The sequence below is a fragment of the Streptococcus sp. A12 genome, assembly GCF_905372335.1.
Classification (GTDB): Bacteria; Bacillota; Bacilli; order Lactobacillales; family Streptococcaceae; genus Streptococcus.
The window spans coordinates 17,524-37,667 of sequence record NZ_CAJPOU010000005.1; the positions used below are offsets into that span (position 1 = coordinate 17,524).

A 20,144-nucleotide genomic window follows, 5' to 3' on the forward strand; every position below is an offset into this window, starting at 1 on the left:
AAAACATGAACGAAGTAGCAAAAAAAATGCTCGCAAAGTCCAATAATTCTCGGTTGGAAAAATTTGGTAAAACCATTACTTTCTGCTGTATGAGTTTGATTGTCTTTGTCGTAGCTTTGATTTTGATTTTTGTAGCCCAAAAGGGATTATCGACCTTCTTTGTCAACAAGGTCAATGTCTTTAGTTTCCTTTTCGGATCCACATGGAATCCATCAGGGAAAGAATTTGGGGCTTTGCCAATGATCTTGGGTTCCTTCATTGTAACCCTTTTGTCTGCCTTGGTGGCGACACCTTTTGCCATTGGTGCGGCAGTCTTTATGACAGAAGTTTCTCCAAAGGGAGCTCGCCTCTTACAACCAGCTATTGAATTGTTGGTAGGGATTCCTTCTGTTGTATACGGATTTATTGGTTTGCAAGTGGTAGTTCCATTTGTTCGTTCCATCTTTGGTGGGACAGGGTTTGGGATTTTGTCAGGGGTCTTTGTCCTCTTTGTCATGATTCTTCCAACAGTGACCTTTATGACAACTGACAGCTTACGGGCAGTGCCTCGTCACTATCGGGAAGCGAGTATGGCTATGGGAGCGACTCGTTGGCAAACGATTTGGCATGTCACCTTAAAGGCGGCTCGCTCAGGTATTTTTACGGCAGTTGTCTTTGGAATGGCGCGTGCCTTCGGTGAAGCCTTGGCTATTCAGATGGTAGTCGGAAACTCAGCGGTTGTTCCAACATCTTTAACGACTCCAGCTTCCACCTTAACCTCTATTTTGACCATGGGTATCGGAAATACGGTTATGGGAACAGTTAACAACAACGTTCTCTGGTCACTTGCCTTGGTGCTCTTGCTGATGAGTTTGGCATTCAACAGCGTTATCAAATTGATCACGAAAGAAAGAGGTAAGAAGAACTATGCACGCTAAAAAAATAGATAAGATAGCGACAGGGGTTCTCTACGCAATTGCTGGAATTATTGTCACTATTCTTGCTTCTTTGATTCTTTATATCCTGGTTAGAGGGTTGCCGCATGTGTCTTGGACCTTCTTGACCAGCAAATCCTCTTCTTACCAAGCAGGTGGAGGAATTGGGATTCAGCTCTATAATTCCTTCTTCCTCTTAGTCATTACCTTGATTATTTCCTTCCCACTTTCATTAGGGGCAGGGATCTACTTGTCAGAGTATGCCAAGAAGGGCCCATTGACCAATTTGGTTCGGACCTGTATTGAGATCTTGTCTTCTCTCCCATCGGTCGTAGTTGGTCTCTTTGGTTATTTGGTCTTTGTAGTGCAGTTCCAATATGGCTTCTCGATTATTTCTGGAGCCTTGGCCTTGACGGTCTTTAACCTGCCACAGATGACACGAAACATTGAAGATAGTTTGCAGAATGTCCACCATACACAGAGAGAAGCTGGGCTTGCGCTTGGAATCTCTCGTTGGGAAACCGTGATTCACGTGGTGGTACCTGAAGCCTTGCCAAGTATTATTACGGGTGTCGTACTAGCTTCTGGGCGGATCTTTGGGGAAGCAGCGGCCTTGATTTATACTGCTGGTCAGTCTGCCCCAGCCTTGGATTGGAGCAACTGGAACCTCTTTAGTGTCACCAGTCCGATATCTATTTTCCGTCAAGCAGAAACACTAGCGGTCCACATTTGGAAGGTCAATAGTGAAGGAACCATTCCAGATGCGATTGAAGTATCTGCTGGATCGGCTGCAGTCTTGTTGATCTTCATTTTGATTTTCAACTTCGGAGCGCGTAAGCTTGGTACTTACCTCCATAAGAAATTAACCTCAGCATAAAAGGAGAAGAAATGTCAAAGTACAATTGGGATGAGAAACATATCATTACTTTTCCTGAAGAAAAAGTGGTCCTTTCGACCAAAGACTTGCATGTCTACTATGGTTCAAATGAATCTATCAAAGGGGTGGATATGCAATTTGAGAAGAATAAAATCACAGCTTTGATCGGTCCTTCTGGATCTGGGAAATCCACTTATCTTAGAAGTTTAAACCGGATGAACGATACCATTGATATTGCGCGAGTGACTGGTGAGATTTGGTACGAAGGGATCGATGTCAACCGACCAGATATCAATGTCTATGAAATGAGAAAGCATATCGGAATGGTCTTTCAACGACCAAATCCCTTTGCCAAGTCTATCTACCGCAATATCACCTTCCCCCACGAGCGGGCAGGTGTCAAAGACAAGAAGGTCTTGGACGAAATCGTCGAAAAATCTTTGAAGCAAGCAGCCCTCTGGGATCAGGTCAAGGATGACTTGCACAAGTCTGCTTTGACGCTTTCAGGTGGTCAACAGCAACGCCTTTGTATTGCCCGTGCCATCTCCGTTAAACCAGAGATTTTGCTCATGGATGAGCCAGCTTCAGCCTTGGATCCTATCGCTACTGCTCAGTTGGAAGAAACCATGCTAGAGTTGAAGAAGGACTATACTATTATCATCGTGACCCACAGCATGCAACAGGCAGCTCGTGCTAGCGATTATACAGGATTCTTCTATCTAGGCGATTTGATCGAGTATGATAAAACAGCCAACATTTTCCAAAATGCAAAACTGCAATCAACCAATGATTATGTATCTGGTCACTTTGGATAGGATTTGGCAACATTGAAATAACATAAGGATGAAAACATGACAGAACCAATTTTGCAAGTCAAGGACTTGTCGGTTTATTACAATAAGAAAAAGGCACTGAATAGTGTGTCACTGGATTTCACCCCTAAAGAAATCACGGCTTTAATCGGCCCGTCTGGATCTGGGAAGTCTACCTTGCTCAAAGCCATCAACCGGATGGGAGATTTGAACCATGAGGTGACAACAACAGGAACAGTCATTTACAATGGTCATAATATCTATAGTCCACGGACGGATACGGTGGAGCTTCGTAAGGAAATCGGGATGGTCTTCCAACAGCCCAACCCCTTCCCTATGTCTATCTATGACAATGTCACATACGGACTCATGATTAATGGGGTCAAGGACAAGCAAGTCTTGGATGAAGCAGTTGAAACCTCTTTGAAAAATGCTTCTATTTGGGATGAGGTCAAGGATCGTCTCCATGATTCAGCGATTGGGCTTTCAGGGGGGCAGCAACAACGGGTTTGTGTGGCGCGTGTATTGGCAACCAGTCCTAAGATTATCCTCTTGGATGAGCCAACCTCAGCCTTAGACCCGATTTCTGCTGGAAAGATTGAAGAAACGCTTTATGGGTTGAAGGACCGTTATACCATGCTCTTGGTGACGCGCTCTATGCAACAAGCCAGTCGGATCTCGGATAGGACGGCCTTTTTCTTGGATGGGGACCTCATCGAGTATGATGACACCTCAAAAATCTTCTTGAACCCTGCTCGTAAGGAAACAGAAGATTATGTATCAGGGAAGTTTGGATAAGAAAGGGAAAGTAAATGTTACGTGTACAATTTGAAGAAGATTTAGAAAAGCTTCATAACCAGTTTTATGCCATGGGAAATGAAGTCTTGACCCAGATCAACCGCACGGTTCGAGCTTTTGTCACTCATGATCGTGATCTGGCACGTCAGGTGATTGAAGATGATGCAGAGATTAATGAATATGAAGTGAAGTTGGAGCGCAAATCCTTTGAGATGATTGCCCTTCAACAACCGGTTTCTCAGGATCTTCGGATGGTGATGACAGTCTTAAAAGCTGTATCTGACGTCGAGCGGATGGGAGACCATGCGGTATCTATCGCTCGAGCAACCATCCGTATGAAGGGAGAACTCCGTAGTAAGGTTGTAGAAGAAGAAATCAGCAAAATGGGTCGAGAAGTCAAAGACTTTGTTGAAGCAACCTTGGAGCTCTACTTAAAAGGGGATGTTGAAACGGCCTATGAAGTAGCGACTCGCGATGAAAAAATTAATGAGTACTATGATCGTATTCAAGAGTTGGCAACGGAAGAAATCAAGCATAATCCTGACTTGATTATCACTGGGCGTGACTACTTCCAAGTCATCAACTACTTGGAGCGTATTGGTGATTACGCTAAAAATATCTGTGAGTGGGTTGTCTACTTCGAAACTGGAAAGATTGTGGAATTATAAGAAAAGAAAGTCTGAGGTCATGAACTTAGACTTTTGTTTTTTTGTAGATCTGGTTTTGCCCCCTCTTACCTTACAGTTAGTAGGATTTATGATAGAATATAAGGTGAGAAAAAATGAAGAAGGAGTTACTCATGCAAGCAGTTGCACATTTTATTGATACATTTGTACCTGAGCACTACGATCTATTCTTAGATTTGAACCGCTCTAGTAAAACTTTCTCAGGGAAAGTGACCATTAGCGGAAAAGCAAAAGAGATTCGCATCTCTCTTCACCAAAAGGATCTGACCATCGAAACAGTAGAAGTAGCAGGTCAAAACCGTCCATTTACGGTGGATGATGACAATGAAGCAGTCTATGTCGAATTAGAAGGGACAGGTCAAGTAACGATTACCTTGACCTATTCAGGTAAGATCACAGACAATATGACAGGAATTTATCCTTCTTACTACAAAGTAGATGGTGTGAAGAAGGAAGTGATCTCTACTCAGTTTGAAAGCCATTTTGCGCGTGAAGCCTTCCCAAGTGTGGATGAGCCAGAAGCCAAAGCGACCTTTGATTTGGCTGTGAAGTTTGACCAAGAAGAAGGAGAAATCGTTCTTTCTAACATGCCTGAAATCGATGTGGAAAACCGCAAAGAAACAGGTATTTGGAAGTTTGATACGACTCCACGTATGTCTTCTTATCTCTTGGCCTTTGCGGCTGGAGACCTCCAAGGGGTGACAGCTAAGACCAAGAATGGAACCCTAGTCGGTGTCTACTCTACCAAAGCTCACCCATTAGAAAACTTGGACTTCTCATTGGATATTGCCGTTCGTGCTATTGAATTCTACGAAGACTACTATGGCGTGAAGTATCCAATCCCTCAATCCCTTCATATCGCCCTCCCTGACTTCTCTTCAGGAGCGATGGAAAACTGGGGCTTGGTGACCTATCGTGAAGTCTATCTCCTTGTAGATGAAAACTCGACAGCTCAAAGCCGTCAAACAGTAGCCTTGGTGGTGGCTCACGAGTTGGCTCACCAATGGTTCGGAAACCTCGTGACCATGAAATGGTGGGATGACCTCTGGTTGAATGAAAGCTTCGCCAATATGATGGAATATGTCAGCTTGGATGCCATCGAACCAAGCTGGAATATCTTTGAAGACTTCCAAACAACTGGTGTGCCTGCTGCCTTGAAACGCGATGCTACAGATGGCGTTCAATCCGTCCATGTGGAAGTGAAACACCCTGACGAGATTAACACCCTCTTTGACCCAGCAATCGTTTACGCTAAGGGTAGCCGTCTCATGCATATGCTTCGCCGTTGGTTAGGCGATGACGCCTTCCGTAAAGGGTTGAAGATTTACTTTGAAAAACACCAATACGGAAATACCATCGGTCGTGACCTTTGGGATGCTCTTGGGCAAGCTTCAGGTCGTGATGTTGCAGCCTTTATGGATTCTTGGTTGGAGCAACCAGGATACCCTGTTGTCTCAGCTTCTGTTGAGAACGATACCTTGATCATCCGTCAAGAGCAGTTCTTCATCGGAGAAAGAGAAGAAAAAGGTCGCAAGTGGGTTGTTCCTTTAAATAGCAACTGGACGGGTATTCCAGATACTTTGGAAACTGAAGTCTTAGAAATTCCAAACTACAGTGCCTTGAAAGCAGCTAACAGCGGAGCTCTTCGCTTCAATACAGAAAATACAGCTCACTATATCAGTGACTACCGTGGGGAATTGTTAGAAGACATCCTTGCTGAACTTGCTAACTTGGATAGCACTTCAAAACTACAAGTGGTTCAAGAACGCCGTCTCTTAGCAGAAAGTGGTCAAATTTCTTATGCAAGCCTCTTGCCAGTAATTGAACACTTGACAGAAGAAAGTTCCTACTTGGTTGTTTCTGCTGTTTCGAGCGTCTTGAGCGGAATCAGTCTCTTTGTGGATGAAGGAACTGAAATAGAAGTAGCCTTCCATGAGTTGTTGAAACGCTTGAACCGTTACAACTTCGAACGCTTGGGACTGGAAGCTAAGCCTGGTGAAGCAGAAGAAGACGAAAAAGTTCGTCAGCTAATGATTGCTAATATGATCAAGGCCAATGATGAAGCTGCACAAGCACAAGCGAGCGCTATCTTTGAAGCGCACGCTGATGATTTGGAAAAACTCCCAGCTGCCATTCGCTTGCAAATCTTGGTCAACCAAATCAAGCACCAGGAAACCAAGGCGCTTAGCCAACAATACCTGGATACCTATGTGAAGACAGTTGATGGGAACTTTAAACGCCAGTTGGCGGCTGCACTTTCTTATACCAAGGATGAGGAAACTTTGGAAGCTCTATTGAAAGAGTGGAAGAACAAGGATGTGGTGAAACCTCAGGACTTGGCTATGAGCTGGTACTTCAATTTCTTGCACCATGACTTTACCCAAGGAAGAACCTGGACTTGGGCGCGTGAAAACTGGGATTGGATCAAGAAAGCACTCGGTGGTGATATGAGCTTTGATAAGTTTGTCATCTACCCAGCTAACTGTTTCAAGACCCGTGAACGGTTGAATGAATACAAGGCCTTCTTTGAGCCTCAGTTGGATGATATGGCGATCAGTCGTAATATCAAGATGGGAATCAAAGAAATCGCGGCTCGTATCGATCTCATCGAGCGGGAGAAAGCAGCGGTTGAAACAGCCCTTCTAGCAACGAAATAAAGAAAAAAGCTCCTAGAGAGGAACCTGCAGGTTTGTAGGCCTCTCTAAGAGTTTTTATTTTGCTTTTTTGAAATATGGGTGATGTTTGAGATTGCGATAGAGAATAACTGCGAAAACCGTTGTCAAAGTCATCTTAATCAAATCTGGTAATACAAAAGGTAGGACGACCAGTTTTACGGTGAGATCCAAACTCTTGTGGGTTATGAGCATAAAACCTAAGGCCCCCCCAATAAAGAGAACGACTTCCCCTAAGGCGTTAGCAAGGAAGATGCGAACGGGTTGTCCTTTTTGGCCAGCAAAGATAGAAGTCACCAAAGCTCGAAGAGGGAAGAATAGAAGGAATCCGGCAGTGGGACCATAGAAGGAGCTGATGCCTCCGTGACCACCTGAAAAGACGGGAAGGCCAATGGCACCTAAGAGGAGGTAAATGAGAACAGAAAGAGTGGCTTCTGTAGGACGATAGATGCTAGCAATCAAGCCGATTGCTAAAGTCTGAAGCGTAATTGGAATGGGACCAAGGGGGATTTGAAATGGAGATAGGACAGCAATCAGTGCTGCTCCAAGGGCAATTAATGTCATTGATTCTATTTTTTTCAAAACAGTAAACCTCTCTTTGTTTTTATGGTAACTATTCTACAAAAAAGAAGGTAAGCCTGTCAAGTACTCTATTCAGCTGTGACAATTGTCTCCATCCTCATTTTAGGAAAGTTTAAGAAAAAATTTAGTCACGATTAAGGAAGAATCGGTAAACTATCCCTATCTAAACAAAGGCCTTGTTTAAATTAATAATTTAAGGAATTGAAAGAATGCAAGCTTCGAATGAACAAAAGCAAGAAAGAACTGAAAAAATGATTGTCGTTAAGAAAAGTCCTAAGTGGTGGGCAACTGCCGCAGCAACAGGAGGACTGATCGTTGGGATGACTGGTGGATTTGGCTTGGGAATGTTGGCGACAGCCAATACGACTCCCCAACGCCAACAAGCAGCAGTAGCTACACAAAATAGTAACCAGCCTGCCCAAAATTCTCAAGGACAAAATGGCCATGGGAATCATCAAGAACAAAATGGACCTTCTAACTCACAAGGTTTTGATGGACAAAATGGCGGACCAGGACAAGGACAAATGAATGGCCAACCACCACAAGGAGAGGGACCACAAGGTGGTCAAGGACAAGATGGCTTTGGTGGTGGACCAGGCGGTATGCCCCCGCAAGATGGCCAAAACAGTGGACCAGGACAAGGGAATAGGAATGGCCAACCACCACAAGATGGTGGGCCTCAAGGTCAACAAGATAACCAACAAAATGGGAAATCGAATAAAAAGTCCTCTAAGAAGTCCAATTCAAAAAAATCGTCAAGTAATACAAACAATTCATCAAAGGATGAGACAGGGACAGCAGGCTAAGAAAAAAGTTGAAATCGCTATCTGAATGCTACTGAATGAAGCCTGGTCATGTTATAATAGAGTAGAAAATACTCGTCATCCCTGTATGGAAGAATGAGAAGGAGAAGTACACATGATTAAGATTCTATTAGTCGAAGACGACCTCGGTTTGTCTAATTCAGTATTTGATTTTTTAGATGACTTTGCAGATGTCATGCAAGTCTTTGATGGAGACGAAGGTCTTTATGAGGCTGAAAGTGGCATCTATGACCTCATTTTGCTAGACCTCATGCTCCCTGAAAAAGATGGTTTCCAAGTTTTGAAAGAATTGAGAGATAAGGGTGTCTCCACTCCAGTATTGATTATGACAGCCAAAGAGAGCTTGGACGATAAGGGCCATGGGTTTGAGTTGGGAGCAGATGACTATCTGACCAAGCCATTCTACCTAGAAGAACTCAAGATGCGAATCCAAGCATTGTTGAAGCGCTCTGGTAAGGTCAATGAAAATACCCTATCTTATGGAAATGTAACCGTTAATCTCTCGACAAACTCTACGCTTGTTGAAGGGAAAGAAGTAGAGCTATTAGGGAAAGAATTTGACCTTTTAGTTTATTTCCTTCAAAATCAAAATGTTATCCTGCCAAAAACACAAATCTTTGATCGACTTTGGGGATTTGATAGCGATACGACTATTTCGGTTGTCGAAGTGTATGTTTCTAAGATTCGTAAGAAGTTAAAAGGAACAGACTTTGCAAAAAATCTCCAAACATTGCGTAGCGTGGGGTATATTCTGAAAGATGCTCAATAAAATTAAAAAAACTGTCAATGCGGATGACTTTTCTTATTTCATCCGCTATTTCGGACTCTTTACCTTGATTTTCTCAACCATGACTTTGATTATTATTCAAGTGATGCGTTCCAGTCTTTATACAACGGTTGACGAGAATTTAAAAATGCTCAGTAAAGATCGCTATTCTATTATTAGCTTGGCCAATCGTACAGGAAATGGGATGGGAAGAGACGAACCAGATGATGACCGACCAGAAGATGATGAGCCTGGTCCTGAGGATGGCCCTAGACCATCGGTCACTTCTAATAGTACAGCCATCCTCTTGAATGATAATTTTGAAAATGTAACGACGGACAATGGTTTCCTAGATCTAAAAACAGTGACCTTTAGTCGCAGCTATTTAAACAAGATCAAGCAGATTCAAATTACCAACCACTATAAGCAGAAGGAAAGCTATCGCGCTTATTTGGTGGATATTGATCCCGATGATTATATTGATGGGGTGAAATATGCCGTGATTATGACCAATATCAGCCAGTTGGAGCAGACCAGTGAAAAACACGAGAGCCAAATCGCCTTGGTCATGATTTGCTTCTGGGGCATTTCCCTCTTTGCAAGTATCTTCCTGGCTAAAATGAGTGTGAAACCTCTCTTAGAGAGCATGAACCGGCAGAAGGCTTTTGTCGAAAATGCTTCTCATGAATTGCGGACACCTTTAGCCGTTTTGCAAAATCGTTTGGAAACCCTGTTCCGAAAGCCAGAGGCAACAATTATGGAATCCAGTGAGAATATCGCCTCCTCTTTGGATGAGGTTCGCAATATGCGCTTACTGACGACCAATCTCTTAAACTTAGCCCGTCGAGATGATGGGATTAAACCTGAGTTTTGTGAAATCCCTCCTTCTTTTTTCGACCAAACCTTTGCCAATTATGAAATCATTGCTGAGGAAAATGATAAAATCTTCGAGTATGAGAATCATGTCGAAAGGAGTCTGGTGTCTGACAAGGTCCTACTGAAACAGCTGATGACCATTTTGTATGACAATGCCCTCAAATACACAGAGGAAGAAGGAAAGATACGGTTTGTCGCCCAATTCAAGGATCGCTATCTCTATCTTCGGGTAGAGGATAATGGACCAGGGATTGCAGACGAAGATAAAAAGCGGATATTTGATCGATTCTACCGAGTGGATAAGGCGCGTACGCGTCAAAAGGGTGGTTTTGGTTTAGGACTGTCCTTAGCCAAGCAAATCGTAGAAGCCTTTAATGGCACCATTACTGTTCGAGATAACAAGCCGAAAGGTGCTATTTTCGAGGTCAAACTAGCAACCAAGTCAGATAGTAAAAAGAAATCAACTTCTAAATCAACGAAAAACAAGTAGGACTGAGGAGTATTTATCTTAAAATATAGACAAACTTATTTTATATAAACTAAGTAAGGTGATTTTAAAAAGCAAGAAGCAGTCCTTATTATTAGAGTCATCCAAGCAGGTACTAAAACTTTCCGCCGTGAGAAAAGTACTTGAAACAGTTATGTTTCAAGTACAGGGGAGTTTTGAAACCTTAGGTTCAAAACTAAGTCATGGAACTTCGTAGAAGTTCGCTGACGTCCCTTCTCACCTAAGGAAAGTTTTTGAGAATCCTGTGTCTTCTTCTAAGCTGAGGAATCTTCAGCTTTTTCATCTATTTCAAATAATCGCTATTTTTGCCTGACTAGTGTATAATAGTAAAAAAAGAAAGAGGTGTCGTATGGCTTCAAAAATGTTACACACTTGTTTGCGAGTGGAGAATTTAGAAAAATCAATTGCCTTTTATGCAGATGCGTTTGGCTTTAAGGAATTGCGTCGCAAAGATTTTCCTGAATACAAATTTACGATTGTTTATCTTGGTTTAGAAGGGGATGACTATGAGTTGGAATTAACTTACAACTATGATCATGGTCCTTACGTCATTGGAGATGGCTTTGCCCATGTTGCCTTGAGTGCGCCAGACCTTGAAGCCCTTCATGCGGAGCATAAGGAAAAGGGTTACCAAGTAACAGATCCTAAAGGCTTGCCAGGAACGCTTCCAAACTATTACTTTATTATGGACCCAGATGGCTACAAAGTAGAAGTGATTCGTGAAAAATCCTCATAATCAGCATCATATAACTTGTGATAAAGAGCAGGTGTTACCACATCTGTTCTTTTTTATGCTTGAAAGTTTCCGGTTCAAAGTGACAGGAGATAGGACTGAGCTACTTTAATTTCCATATAATATATTGGGTTTTATTTTCTAGATTCTAGAGTTTTCTACTGTTTTTTTGTGATAAAATTGCTATAATAAGAGTATGAAGAAATCCTACTTGAAAATACTTATTCTCATCCTCCTCAACCTCCTTTTCATCGGGGGAATTTATCTTGTTTATCAGAAGATTGAGGAAGCACGCGCTATCAAAAATTATAATCAACAGTTTTCCAAAGCAATCCAGGAAGAAGAAGCAGTTGAAAAAGACAAAGATACCATTCTTCAAAAAGGAATGGTCGGTCAATCTTATGTTGCTGCCTACTACCCGAAAAATAACGAAGAACCTATCGCAGTGGTCAAAGAGAGAATTTTGGCTGACGTTGGCTCTCTTCCCCAAGAAGAGAAGAAGAATCAGCAAGCCAAAGAGCTATTGTTCTATCATACCGAACGCTCAGAGGACCCATTTGTCGGGGTTCATCCTTATCAGGTGAAGAAGACCAAGTACAAATGGAAAAACGGCAAGTTCATCAAAGATGGGATCGACAAACTACCTCTCCTTTATCTAACGGATGAGGGGACGGTCTTCCAATTCTCCCAATTGTTTACGGATGCTGATCTAGCCAAAGAAACCCTCTTAACAGAGTTGCGCTCTCAGCTGGTCTTCCTACAGTTAGGGGAAGATCGAATTGAAGAGCTGATGCAAGCTGTCTCAGCAAGTGATATGGCAAGCTGGCAGTTCACCTACAATCAAGGTGTTCTTTCTATCACCCTTCCAGTTACTATTGAGGGCATGGAAACCTTCGATATGCCCCTTTCGAAGCTCTATGATGTGATTGATTCTGCTCGCCTGAATTCTGGAGATCTTGAAGCTTATGAGGCCTACCAAACCCAACGTCACGCTAAGATGGTTGCCTTGACTTTTGATGATGGTCCAGATCCATCGACGACTCCCCAAGCCCTGGATATCCTCAACAAGTACCATGTTAAAGCAACTTTCTTTATGCTTGGGAAGAATGTCTCTGCCTATCCAGAAGTGGCTAAACGGGTCCGTCAGGAAGGACATGAAATCGGGATCCATACTTGGAACCACCCTGTCTTAACTAAGTTGCCTTTGGAGTCAGTCCAAAAAGAAATCATGGATACCAAAGAAGTGATTCAAAAGGTGACTGGAGTGCAAACGAAGATTACGCGTCCTCCGTATGGTTCGATTAATAGTGCCATTCAATATGCAGTGGATCAAGCCTTTATCATGTGGGATGTGGACACCTTGGATTGGAAGAGTCATAACACCGAAGAGATCTTAGCAGAGGTGAAAAAACAAGTCAAACCAGGATCAATTATCCTGATGCATGATATTCACCAAACTTCGATCAATGCTCTCCCAGCTGTGATTGAATACCTCCAATCGCAAGGCTACACTATTGTCACGGTTGATGAACTCTTAAACCACCAAGTGGAAAGTCATCGCCTCTATTACAATCGGAATTAAAAAATCGTTCGTAGAATTACGAACGATTTTTAATGTAGACAAACTATTGTTTTACATAAAACAGCTAGATGATATTCAAAAAATGACTTATAATTATTGTCATTTAAGAATATGAATAACTTTCCGCTGTGAGAAAAGTGCCTGAAACACTATTGATTCAGGCACTCGGGAGTTTTGAAACTTTAGGTTCAAAACTACGTCATGGAACTTCTACGAAGTTCGCTGACGTCCGTACTCACCTAAGAAAAGTTTTTAAAATTACTTTATCTTCAATCTGAATCGTTCGTAATGCAACGAACGATTTTCTTATTCTTCTCCTATATAGAGTTGAGCTCCCTTAAGAATTAAAGGACGAACAGAGGTTAATTTTTTCAAACTTTTTAATTCTTCTGGATGACTAACCAAGGTGATGACATAGCCTTCTTTGCCCATGCGTCCGGTACGCCCAGATCGGTGGATGTAAGTTTCGGCATCTCTTGGGACTTCATAGTTGACGACACATTCTAAAGAGTCGATATCAATCCCTCGCGCCACCAAATCTGTTGCCAGAAGGAGTGTCAACTGATGGTCTTTAAAGCGTTCCAGAATGACTTTACGGAACTTGACGTTGACGTCACTAGCAAGTGAGACAGCGCTGACTTCTCGGTACTGGAGCTTTTCTTCAGCGCTACCCAGGTCGGACAAGCTATTGAAGAAAACGAGACCACGAAATTCTTCCACATTGGAGAGTTTTCTGAGGAGTTCGACCTTTTCACGCTTGTCCACTTCCATATAGAAGTGCTGGATATTGTCCAAGCTTTGCCCTTCTACTTGAATGGTCAGGGTATTGGGCTCGATTTGCTCTGGATCAAACTTGGTCGTTGCACTCATATAGATAAATTGATGATCTCGTGGCGCGTAGTGGCAAATCTTGTCGACAAAGTGATACTGAGAGTCGCTGAAAAGTTGGTCAAATTCATCCAGGATGATGGTATCGACATTCATCATCTTGATTTTCTTGAGCTTGATCAATTCAAAAATACGGCCTGGAGTTCCGATGAGAATTTCGGGTCCTTTTTTGAGGCGTTCGATTTGCCGTTTTTGACTAGAGCCAGAAAGGAAAAGTTGTGCACTGAGTCCAAGAGGCTCTGCCCATTGTTTAGTGACATCAAAGATTTGTCCAGCCAACTCGGTATTGGGGGAGAGAATTAGCAATTGTTGTGCTTTTTTAGGTTTTAGCTTGAGAAGACTAGGGAAGAGATAGGCCAGTGTCTTTCCGGTACCTGTCGGGCTGACCCCAAGCACATTCTCTCCTTGGGTGATCGGCTCAAAGAGGCGTTCTTGGATTTCAGTGAGTTGCTCAAAGCCGAGGGTTTTGAGTTGCTCTTTCCAGAGCGGTGGGAATACTAGTGTCATATTAGTTTTCGTCCTTAAAGTGTATTCCAGCATCTTGGCGCATAGCATAGAGGGCTTGATGGACCATCTGTCCAGTTTGGAGCCAAGTCTGGTAAAGTATCTGGTCGCCCTCTGTCATCATACTAGCAAAGGCCTGGGCTTCTTCTAGCATGTTATGAGGGGCGGGAGTGATTGAAAGCTGGTAGCTGTTTCCAGAATGGTCTTGAAAAACAGCCTCGTTAACGGCTTCAATGCCACTCAGAAAGAGGGTACCGTCTCTTGTGTAGATTTCAGCAGGAAGATTGCTGGTCACATCCTTTCCGGCTTGAATGCCGATGACAAAGTCAGAATAAACCAAGCTACCATGTCCGTTCAAATCGATTGAATTAGGTAATTGTCGCGCCTGATAGGTTACTGATTCAGGTTGACCGAAGAGGCCGATAGCAAAGTAGAGGGGATAGACACCCAGATCCATAAGGGCTCCGCCTGCAAACTGGTCAGAGAAAATATTGGGAGTAGACCCTTTTAAGAACTCAGGCATCTTAGAAGAGTATTTGGCATAGGTCATGTGGCCACCCAAGATGGTTTTGTCTTTGAGAAAGTCTTGGATGGTCGCAAAGGCTTTTTCATGATAGTTGCGAGCTGCTTCAAAGAGATAGACCTGGTGCTCCTTGGCCAATTTGACCAACTCTTCCCATTCCTTGGGAGTGGTGACGGCTGGTTTTTCAAGGATGACATGTTTCTTAGCTAAGAGGGCTAATTTTGCCTGGGGATAGTGGAGTGAATTGGGACTAGCAATGTAGATGACATCCAGGTCACTATCTAAAAAGGTAATCAGATCATCATAGAGGGCCACTTGTCCACAGGGTTGGGCGAAGCTACGAGCTTTCTCCAAGGTCCGTGAATAGACTGCCCTTAACTCATAGTGGCCTGTTTCTTTAGTTGCGGCCAGGAAGGAATGGGAGATAGCACTAGTGCCGATGATACCAAGTTTCAGCATGGCAGCTCCTTTCAATCAGGTATTTACTGATTTCATTATATCATGTTTCACCCTAAAAAGATGGAATGGGCCTTTCGAACTGGGACGGAAGGGGAAAGGAGCTCCTTCTTTGATTTTGGATGAAAGCCATAGAAAAATGGTTCAAGTCGTGGTCAAGTGACCGCTTTTGTGATAGAATAAATAGGATTATAGAAAATGGAGAAGAAGATGCGAAACAGACCAATTATTATCGGTGTAACAGGCGGTTCTGGTGGGGGAAAAACTAGTGTTTCTCGGGCAATTTTGTCCCACTTCCCGGATGAGAAGATTGCCATGATTGAGCACGATTCTTATTACAAGGATCAAAGCCATTTAACCTTTGAAGAGCGGATTCAGACCAACTATGACCATCCTTTTGCCTTTGATACAGACCTCATGATCGAGCAAATCAATGAGTTGTTGGCTGGACGTCCGGTTGATATTCCAACATATGACTATGCAGCGCATACGCGTAGTGCCAAGACCTATCGCCAGGAGCCTCAGGATGTCTTTATCGTTGAGGGGATTTTGGTCTTGGAGGACAAGCGTCTTCGTGACTTGATGGATATCAAGATTTTCGTTGATACTGATGATGATGTGCGGATCATTCGCCGGATCAAGCGAGATATGGAAGAGCGCGGTCGGAGTTTGGACAGCGTCATCGAGCAGTACTTGGGAGTGGTGAAGCCGATGTACCATCAGTTCATCGAGCCAACCAAGCGGTATGCGGATGTCATCATTCCAGAAGGCGTGACCAATACTGTAGCTATTGATTTGATTACGACCAAGATTGAGAAGATTTTGAGCGAATCACGTGAAGGATAAGATAACAAGTGAGAGAGGTTAGGAAGTAGTGTCCCAGCCTTTTTTCCATGACAAATAGGGAGAAATATGAAAAAGTTAAGAAGAGAGTTTCACTCCAGAAGTAAGGCCTTTGCCTGCCTGCTGACTATGTGTGCAGGCTTTTCAGATGCCTACACCTTTATCGAAAGAGGAGGGACCTTGGCGGCTGGCCAAACGGGAAACGTGGTCTTTCTATCCGTTGGGTTAATTGGCCATGAAATATCTGATGTGGAGGTCAAACTAGCCACCATGTTAGCCTTTATGATCGGGATTTTTTTGATGACCGTCTTTCAGCGCTTCTTTAGTCATTCGGTTTGGCGGCTTAGTACCTTGGTGCCCTTGGTCCTGACGACCTTGGTGGCTGGCTTTCTGCCAAAAGAAGTGCCCAATGTTCTGATCGTGCCTTTCTTTGGACTGAGCTTGGGGATTGTAGCCATTTCCTTTGGAGAAGTCGATGGCTATGCTTACAACCATTCCTTTATGACAGGGAATCTCAAGAAGACCATGGTCGCTTACGGGAATTTTGTGCGGGATCGCAAGATGGAGTTTTTCTGGGAATCCCTCTTTATGACCTCCTTGATTGGGAGTTTTGTCGGAGGGGCTATTCTTTCGACCTTCCTCATCCAATATTATGGACTTCGGACAATTTGGTTTGTTTCCCTTGTTCTGACCATCTTTCTGACATATCGGGCGATCCAATATGTTCGGAGAGACGCTTAAATGAATTTTTACAAAGTCAAGGACCTTGCTCCCTGGCTTTTTTATTGAGAACATTTGCTTGATACTTCTGATGGCAAGTTGGGTTGTTATCAAAGGTTGCTCCGTTGTAAATACTTAATTTTCTAGCCAAAGTTTGGTATAATAAAGGTTATGAATATACAGGAAAAAGAATCACGTTACCAACTCTTACTAGCCCAGTTAGAAGCTCTTTTAGAGGGTGAAAGCAATGCCTTGGCCAATTTATCCAATGCCAGTGCTTTGCTCAATCAAGCCCTACCACATTCGGTCTTTGCAGGTTTTTATCTTTATGATCAAAAAGAGCTGATTTTAGGCCCCTTTCAAGGTCAGGTTTCCTGTGTCCACATTGCCTTAGGAAAAGGCGTCTGTGGAGAAGCAGCAGAGAAAAGAGAGACGCTGGTAATTGAGGATGTGACCCAGCATGCCAATTATATCTCTTGTGACAGTCGCGCCATGAGTGAGATTGTGGTTCCCATGGTCTTGAAAGACCAGTTGCTGGGAGTGTTGGATCTAGATTCGGACCGAGTGGGAGATTATGATGATCTAGATCGCCTTTATTTGGAACGTTTTGTAGCTATCTTGCTTGAAAAAACAAATTGGAATTTTAGGATGTTTGGAGTAGTAGACTAATGTATCAAGCCCTCTATCGTAAATACCGTAGCCAGACCTTTGGCCAACTTGTAGGGCAGGAGGTTATTGCGACGACCCTTCGACAAGCTGTCGAGCAGGGGAAAATTAGCCATGCCTATCTCTTTTCTGGACCTCGTGGGACGGGGAAGACCAGTGTGGCAAAAATCTTTGCCAAGGCCATGAACTGCCCCAATCAAAAAGAGGGAGAGCCTTGTAACGAATGTTATATCTGTGAAGCCATTACCAATGGCAGTTTAGAGGATGTCATTGAGATTGACGCTGCCTCTAATAATGGGGTGGATGAGATCCGCGATATCCGTGATAAATCGACCTATGCGCCTAGCTTGGCTCCTCATAAGGTCTATATCATTGACGAGGTCCACATGCTCTCGACGGGAGCCTTTAACGCACTTCTCAAGACCTTGGAAGAACCGACAGAAAATGTTGTCTTTATTTTAGCAACAACGGAATTGCATAAGATTCCAGCAACCATCCTTTCACGGGTTCAACGCTTTGAGTTCAAATCAATCAAGACGCCAGCCATTCAAGACCACCTAGAAGCTGTTTTGGATAAAGAAGGCATTGATTACGAAGAAGAAGCTGTAGCCATTATTGCCCGTCGGGCAGAAGGTGGGATGCGGGATGCCTTGTCCATCTTGGATCAGGCACTCAGCCTGACAGCTGGTGCCCAATTGACCACTGAGACGGCAGAAGAAATCACAGGCTCCATCAGTCAAGAAGCTTTAGACCTCTATGTTGCAGCCTTGGCAGCACAAGATGCAACAGCTGCCTTGGACCAGTTAAACCTCATCTTTGATAATGGGAAAAACATGGCCCGCTTTGTGACAGATCTCTTGCAGTATTTACGGGATCTCCTGATCGTTCAGACAGGTGGGGAAAATCTCCATGTCAGTGAACGATTTAACCAGAACCTAGCCATTCCGCAAGCCACCCTCTTTGCTTGGATTGATCTTGCGACAAGGAGCTTAGCAGATATCAAAAACAGCCTACAGCCTAAGATCTATACAGAGATGATGACCATTCGCTTGGCAGAATACAAGGGTGAAAGTTCTTCAGCTAGTCAAGTGGCTCTTCCAGCAGATTTCTTTGCACAAATGGACCAACTCAAAAGAGAAGTGGAGTTACTGAAAAGTCAATTAGCTCAAGTAGGGAGCGGGGCTCCTATAGCTAAGTCAGCTCCAGCCCGTCCTCAAAAGTCCAGCAAGGGCTATCGGGTAGACCGCAATAAGGTTCAAGCCATCTTACAAGAAGCGGTTGAAAATCCAGATTTGGCTCGTAACAATCTCATCCGCCTGCAAAATGCCTGGGGGGAAATCATTGAAAGCCTAGCAGGGGCGGATAAGGCCTTGCTGGTTGGTTCTCAACCGGTTGCGGCCAATGAACGCCATGCAATCCTAGCTTTTGAGTCTGCCTTTAATGCCGAACAGACCATGAAGCGAGATAACCTCAATACCATGTTTGGCAATATTTTAAGCAATGCAGCCGGATTCTCACCTGAAATTTTGGCCATTTCCATGGAGGAGTGGACCCAGGTCCGGGCGGAATTCTCGAAGAAAGCGCGTGGTCACAAGGATGAAGTCGAGGTGGCAGAAGAGTCTGTCATTCCGGAAGGTTTTGATTTTCTCTCTGAGAAAATTACGATTCAAGAAGACTAGCCTATGCTTTTTTCAGAAAATCGTGGTAGAATAACAATATGAATAAACGTCAATTTTGGACTATGGCTATCTTTACAGCCTTTGAGACCTATTTTTTCAATGATGCAGTGATGAGAGAAAGCTATCTGGCAGCTATCTTCTGGACTCTCTTGATCCTGAGAAATTTGCAAGTCAGCTATATCTTAGGGAAATTGGTCGAAAGTATCGATCAACAGCTCAATCAGAAAAAACGAGATAAGTATAAAAAATAAGCACCCGACGGTGCTTATTTTTTTGAGCTGTTGGTCTGTTTTACAGGTCCCACTGTTTGAGGGAAATTTCGCCACTGTTGAGCCAGCGTTCTTGGCCGTCCTCCAGTTGGACTAGTAGTTGTCCACTATCTGAGATATCCTTGGCCAGACCTTGGTAGCTGGTTTTATTTTGTTCGAAGCGGACTTCCTTACCTAGGACCAGTGAACGTTGCTTGTAGAGGTAGATAAGCTCCTCTTCTGGAGTGGTGAAAAATTCCTTCCAAATCTCAACAATCAGTTCATTGCGGCTAATGGGAGGCTGAGAGCCAAAGAGAGATCCTGCCTTTTCCTTCAGTTCCTTTGGAAAATCAGTTATGGAAAAATTGAGCCCCACACCAATAATGACATCTGTGATGAGGCCTGTTTCGATAGAGCTGATGGCTTCAGTCAGAATGCCTCCAACTTTTTTCCCCTTGTAGTAGATGTCATTGACCCACTTGATATCGACATCCAGTAAGGCTAGATATTTTAGAGCCTTATAGATAGCAGCTGCGACCATGAGGGTATAGGCAGGTGCTTGATCGAAAGGGAGGTTGGGCTTGAGGTGGAGAGACATGTAGATTCCCCCTTGAGAAGGACAGAAGTAGTCGCGCCCAAAACGCCCCTTACCAGCTGTTTGAAAAGGAGCTAGATACAGAGTAGCAGATTGGCCACCCGCTTCCATGGAATTCTTAGCATCTAACTGGGTGGATTGGCACTGGGGATTATAGGAGACTGTCAATGGACAAAGGTCTTCGATGACTTGGGGGATTAGGAGGTCTCCAGAAAGGATCTTGTAGCCTCGATTTTTAACAGACTCAATCTCGATGCCTTCTTTTTCTAGACGCTGGATGGCCTTCCAGATAGAGGTGCGAGACAGGCCCATTTCCTGGGCTAGTTGCTCGCCGTTGACATAATCCTGGGCTTGGGCCAAAGTTTGGTATAAAATTTCGTGTGTTTTCATAG

20 protein-coding genes are annotated in these 20,144 nt (G+C 43.6%); 16 read left to right on the forward strand and 4 right to left on the reverse strand.

Translation table 11 applies throughout. The features are described 5' to 3' along the window. Positions 1-5: 5 nt before the first annotated feature. The 6 genes from pstC to QZ158_RS01330 all read left to right on the forward strand — a co-directional run bounded on the left by pstC (position 6) and on the right by QZ158_RS01330 (position 6,744). Positions 6-917, forward strand: a complete 912-nt coding sequence (pstC, locus tag QZ158_RS01305; protein ID WP_006596571.1) for a phosphate ABC transporter permease subunit PstC — start codon at positions 6-8, stop codon at positions 915-917. Continuing rightward, positions 907-1,791 carry a phosphate ABC transporter permease PstA gene (gene pstA / locus QZ158_RS01310; RefSeq protein WP_006596570.1) on the forward strand — a complete coding sequence of 295 codons (885 nt, stop codon included), beginning with the start codon at positions 907-909 and terminating at the stop codon, positions 1,789-1,791. Before pstC ends, pstA begins: the two co-directional genes overlap by 11 nt. An 11-nt stretch (positions 1,792-1,802) precedes the next feature. Continuing rightward, a complete protein-coding gene (pstB, locus tag QZ158_RS01315) occupies positions 1,803-2,606 on the forward strand; it encodes a phosphate ABC transporter ATP-binding protein PstB (protein WP_048689960.1) in 804 nt (267 codons plus the stop codon). 36 nt (positions 2,607-2,642) lie between these two features. After that, the gene (gene pstB, locus QZ158_RS01320) at positions 2,643-3,401 is read left to right on the forward strand and encodes a phosphate ABC transporter ATP-binding protein PstB (RefSeq protein WP_048717263.1); all 759 of its coding nucleotides are present in this window, start codon (positions 2,643-2,645) and stop codon (positions 3,399-3,401) included. Between the two features lie 14 nt (positions 3,402-3,415). Further along, positions 3,416-4,069, forward strand: a complete 654-nt coding sequence (gene phoU, locus QZ158_RS01325) for a phosphate signaling complex protein PhoU (protein ID WP_006596567.1) — start codon at positions 3,416-3,418, stop codon at positions 4,067-4,069. Positions 4,070-4,200: 131 nt separating this feature from the next. Continuing rightward, positions 4,201-6,744 (forward strand): M1 family metallopeptidase, encoded by a 2,544-nt coding sequence (locus QZ158_RS01330; RefSeq protein ID WP_293873648.1) that lies wholly within the window; start codon positions 4,201-4,203, stop codon positions 6,742-6,744. A gap of 54 nt (positions 6,745-6,798) precedes the next feature. On the opposite strand, the gene QZ158_RS01335 is transcribed toward QZ158_RS01330, so the two are convergent. After that, positions 6,799-7,341: a biotin transporter BioY gene (locus tag QZ158_RS01335; RefSeq protein ID WP_293873573.1), complete on the reverse strand. Its 543-nt coding sequence runs from the start codon at positions 7,339-7,341 to the stop codon at positions 6,799-6,801. A 209-nt stretch (positions 7,342-7,550) separates the two neighbouring features. On the opposite strand from QZ158_RS01335, the gene QZ158_RS01340 reads away from it, so the two are divergent. From QZ158_RS01340 to QZ158_RS01360, 5 genes are all read left to right on the forward strand, one after another. After that, positions 7,551-8,147, forward strand: a complete 597-nt coding sequence (locus QZ158_RS01340) for a hypothetical protein (protein WP_293873576.1) — start codon at positions 7,551-7,553, stop codon at positions 8,145-8,147. A gap of 112 nt (positions 8,148-8,259) precedes the next feature. Continuing rightward, the gene (locus QZ158_RS01345) at positions 8,260-8,934 is read left to right on the forward strand and encodes a response regulator transcription factor (RefSeq protein WP_006596563.1); all 675 of its coding nucleotides are present in this window, start codon (positions 8,260-8,262) and stop codon (positions 8,932-8,934) included. Continuing rightward, positions 8,924-10,297 (forward strand): HAMP domain-containing sensor histidine kinase, encoded by a 1,374-nt coding sequence (locus tag QZ158_RS01350; protein ID WP_293873582.1) that lies wholly within the window; start codon positions 8,924-8,926, stop codon positions 10,295-10,297. Before QZ158_RS01345 ends, QZ158_RS01350 begins: the two co-directional genes overlap by 11 nt. Before the next feature lie 367 nt (positions 10,298-10,664). Further along, positions 10,665-11,051, forward strand: a complete 387-nt coding sequence (locus QZ158_RS01355; protein WP_293873585.1) for a VOC family protein — start codon at positions 10,665-10,667, stop codon at positions 11,049-11,051. Positions 11,052-11,259: 208 nt separating this feature from the next. Next, positions 11,260-12,630 (forward strand): polysaccharide deacetylase family protein, encoded by a 1,371-nt coding sequence (locus QZ158_RS01360; protein WP_293873588.1) that lies wholly within the window; start codon positions 11,260-11,262, stop codon positions 12,628-12,630. Between the two features lie 306 nt (positions 12,631-12,936). Here the strand turns inward: QZ158_RS01360 and QZ158_RS01365 are convergent, their stop codons facing one another. Together QZ158_RS01365 and QZ158_RS01370 are read right to left on the reverse strand one after the other, a co-directional pair. Next, complete coding sequence (locus QZ158_RS01365; protein WP_293873591.1) at positions 12,937-14,025, reverse strand: DEAD/DEAH box helicase; 1,089 nt, start codon at positions 14,023-14,025, stop codon at positions 12,937-12,939. Between the two features lies 1 nt (position 14,026). Continuing rightward, positions 14,027-15,004, reverse strand: a complete 978-nt coding sequence (locus QZ158_RS01370; RefSeq protein ID WP_293873594.1) for a Gfo/Idh/MocA family oxidoreductase — start codon at positions 15,002-15,004, stop codon at positions 14,027-14,029. Positions 15,005-15,211: 207 nt separating this feature from the next. Between QZ158_RS01370 and udk the strand changes: the two genes are divergently transcribed. From udk to QZ158_RS01395, 5 genes are all read left to right on the forward strand, one after another. After that, positions 15,212-15,847 carry a uridine kinase gene (gene udk / locus QZ158_RS01375; protein WP_048691384.1) on the forward strand — a complete coding sequence of 212 codons (636 nt, stop codon included), beginning with the start codon at positions 15,212-15,214 and terminating at the stop codon, positions 15,845-15,847. A gap of 66 nt (positions 15,848-15,913) precedes the next feature. Further along, on the forward strand, positions 15,914-16,585 hold the full coding sequence (locus QZ158_RS01380; RefSeq protein WP_140813885.1) for a YoaK family protein: 672 nt from the start codon (positions 15,914-15,916) through the stop codon (positions 16,583-16,585). Positions 16,586-16,735: 150 nt separating this feature from the next. After that, positions 16,736-17,233 (forward strand): GAF domain-containing protein, encoded by a 498-nt coding sequence (locus QZ158_RS01385; protein ID WP_006596554.1) that lies wholly within the window; start codon positions 16,736-16,738, stop codon positions 17,231-17,233. Continuing rightward, positions 17,233-18,909, forward strand: coding sequence for a DNA polymerase III subunit gamma/tau (gene dnaX / locus QZ158_RS01390; protein ID WP_293873606.1), 1,677 nt, complete (start codon positions 17,233-17,235; stop codon positions 18,907-18,909). The genes QZ158_RS01385 and dnaX overlap by 1 nt, the downstream gene beginning before the upstream one ends. A 38-nt stretch (positions 18,910-18,947) precedes the next feature. Next, a complete protein-coding gene (locus QZ158_RS01395) occupies positions 18,948-19,160 on the forward strand; it encodes a DUF3272 family protein (protein ID WP_293873609.1) in 213 nt (70 codons plus the stop codon). Positions 19,161-19,200: 40 nt separating this feature from the next. Here QZ158_RS01395 and birA read toward each other — a convergent pair whose 3' ends face one another. Continuing rightward, the gene (gene birA, locus QZ158_RS01400; RefSeq protein WP_293873612.1) at positions 19,201-20,142 is read right to left on the reverse strand and encodes a bifunctional biotin--[acetyl-CoA-carboxylase] ligase/biotin operon repressor BirA; all 942 of its coding nucleotides are present in this window, start codon (positions 20,140-20,142) and stop codon (positions 19,201-19,203) included. Positions 20,143-20,144: the final 2 nt, after the last annotated feature.